Source organism: Armatimonas sp., assembly GCF_031410135.1.
GTDB lineage: Bacteria > Armatimonadota > Armatimonadia > Armatimonadales > Armatimonadaceae > Armatimonas.
In genome coordinates, this window is the sequence record NZ_JANNYP010000060.1 from 1 (window position 1) to 2,885 (window position 2,885).

Annotated in this window: 2 protein-coding genes; both read left to right on the forward strand. The window is 59.9% G+C overall.

What is annotated here, in order from left to right:
- Positions 1 to 280: 280 nt before the first annotated feature.
- A complete protein-coding gene (locus tag RMO15_RS02130; protein ID WP_309707369.1) occupies positions 281 to 1,429 on the forward strand; it encodes a hypothetical protein in 1,149 nt (382 codons plus the stop codon).
- The coding region (locus RMO15_RS02135; RefSeq protein ID WP_309707371.1) for a DUF5682 family protein at positions 1,426 to 2,885 on the forward strand (1,460 nt) is incomplete at its 3' end. The genes RMO15_RS02130 and RMO15_RS02135, both read left to right, overlap by 4 nt.

Genomic DNA, 2,885 nt, shown 5'->3' on the forward strand with positions numbered 1-2,885 from the left:
ACTGATTCGTCGTGAAGGCCCTCGTGACGATGCTTCTCGGCAGAGTGCGTTGGAAAGAGCGCTGGCTGCGATACCTGCCACTTTGGGAGCCGCCTGTTTTGGTCACTGCAACTACCATCTATCAAATTGACGAAGACTATAGCTGCCCATGCTGTTCTCAGGTAATGCCGTTCTTGATGGAGTTGGATTCTGAGATTCCCTTCGTTCTCCCCAACACCGAGAACTTAGGGGCAATGGAGTGGGGTTCCGGAGGCATTGCCTATTTCTTCTGGTGTGACGCATGCCGAATCAGCGCAGGAAGGTGGCAGTGCACCTGATGAACGAACTTCTGGCAATTCTGTCCGAGCCGCGCCGTCGGTCGGGGAGCCTTGTGGAAAGCCTTATGCAGACAATAAAAGCCGAAGAGTGGGAGCCGCTGATTCGAGCCGCCATAGTAGCGTTGACTATCCACGTCAACGAACCCGCCCATCGAATTATCGAGCAAGCCAACGAGCAGCATCCAGAGATTCTGTCGCGCTATCTAAAAGAACTATTTCTCACAAACCATTACTTTTTACCCAGTGGCTACGCAGGCAGTCGTCGCATGTTTTATCCCTGGCGAGATGCGGGAGCGGAGCAGATTCAGTTTCTAAAAAATCACCTAGAAAACGACGAGCGACGGGAGTTCGCGATTCGTGCCCTTCTGGAACTGCGCCTACCTGAAGCCTTCGAGCTGATTCCCCTTGATACTGATCCCACTTTTATTCACCTGGTCGGGTTTTCACGGGAAATCTGTAGCTTTCGGCAACTTTACTCTGAAAAGCCCTACCACCTGCAGTTTGCAAAAACATACGCCACGAACTCTCATGAAACCTGGCAGGAAGTCACAGAACGTCCTTATCGTTTTGGTGGTCAGGTGGAAGGCCAGCACTGCCCAACCTGCGGCGACACGCTCCACCACTTACTCACCTTTCCTGCCGCAGAGCTACTTTCCGACACCTGCACATTACCCTCGCTGACCCTGGCAACGTGCAATCACTGCCTTGGCTGGTACGAACCCTTTCTCTGCTTACGCCACAACGAACAAGGGATTCCCCAGTCCAGTGCACCCGTAAAACCGTTCAGCCCCGAGTTTATCTGCGCCCCATTATTGGAGACCCAGGTAGCTCTCACTCCGGTATCAGACCGTTATCGCTGGCAAGAATGGGTGTATGGGCCAAATCTTCATCGGCTTGGCGGCCACCCTGCCTGGGTTCAATTACCTGAGTACCCAGACTGTCCAGAGTGCCAGCGGACTATGATGTTCCTACTCCAACTTGACTCCGAACTACCATTGATCCATCATAACCCGGACGACTGGAGCGGTATGTTTTGGGGCTCCGGCGGGGTGGCATACTTCTTCTGGTGCGACTCGTGCCGCATTAGCGCAGGAAGGTGGCAGTGTACGTGAGCACAAGCACGTCGCCGTTTCTCTTTGTTCCGGTGCGCCACCACAGCCCGGCTTGTGCGCACTTGATCCAGCGGCTCTTTGCGGAGCGCAGGCCGTCGCGGGTGCTGATTGAGGGGCCGTCGGACTTTAACGACCGGCTCGACGAGCTACTGCTGCCCCATCGGCTGCCCATTGCGATCTATAGCTTTGTCCACACCGAGACCGAGCGAAGCGGTGCCTACTACCCGTTCTGCGAGTACTCCCCCGAGTGGCAGGCGATCCAGCTTGCGGGCGCGGCAAAGATCCCCTTCTCGTTCATTGACCTGCCGTGGGGCGCTCTGGATCGCAGCCACACCAACGAGATCGCCCCCGAGCGCTACGCCGACGGTGCCTTGCGCCGCTCGACGCTGATCACGACGCTCTGTAAAAAGCTCGGCGTCGAGGACTTTGATGCGCTCTGGGACACGCTCTTTGAGATCGAACCCGACCCCAGCCCCGAGGCGCTCCTCGCACGGCTCACGGATTTCTGCACCGCGCTGCGTACCGCCGATGAAGACACCGACGCGGTCTCGGCCTCCGATCTCGCCCGAGAAGTCTTCATGCGCACGTGTCTTGCGGAGGCTCAGGCGCTCTGGAGAGACGGCGACGGCCCGATTCTGGTGGTGACGGGGGGGTACCACACGGCGGCACTGCTTCCCCCCCATCCCCCGCCGGGCGGAGGGGACAGAATGAATCCGATTCCTTATTGTCCCCCTGTCGGACGGGGGTTAGGGGGGAGTTCTAACCTCGCCCTGACGCCCTACAGCTACGCACGCCTGGACTCGCTCACGGGGTATGCCTCGGGGATGCCCTCGCCGGGGTTTTACCATGCGCTCTGGCACGGACAGAAGCCCCTGCCGCTAGCGGTGGGTGCCTTGCGGAAGAAGAAACAGCCTGTCAGCACCGCCGATCTCATCACCGCCGAGGCCATGGCGCAGGGGCTCGCGGCGCTCCGGGGGCATGCGCGGGTCTGGCGCACGGACTTGCTGGATGGCGCACGCTCCGCCCTAGTGAAAGACAGCTTCGAGGGCGAGGTGCACCCACTCATGGCCGCGCTCTTCGAGGCGTTCCGTGGCGGCGAGCGCGGCAAGCTCGCGGCAGGCACGCGCCTTCCCCCGCTGACTCTTGAGATCCAGGAAGCGCTACGCAACGAAGCGCTCACGCCGGATGTGGTCGAAAAGCATGTGCATTTATCGCTGTTGGACACGCAGGAGCGGCAGAAGTCCCAGCTCCTGCACCAGCTTGTGGGGCTGCGCATTCCGGGGCTGACTCGCGTGGCAGGAACGGACTTTGCGGCGCGGGAGGATCTCAGCCAGCCCAAAGAGACCTGGAAGCTGCTCTGGAGCCCGGACTTTGACGGCGCGTGTATCGAGGCGGCGCTCTACGGCGCGACGATCCCGGAGGCCGCTGTCGCGCGGCTCACGGAGCGGGCCGAGCA

Bases quoted from the DNA above. Each gene is read 5' to 3' on its own strand.
- RMO15_RS02130 (WP_309707369.1), top strand. From the start codon at position 281: ATGCCGAATCAGCGCAGGAAGGTGGCAGTGCACCTGATGAACGAACTT.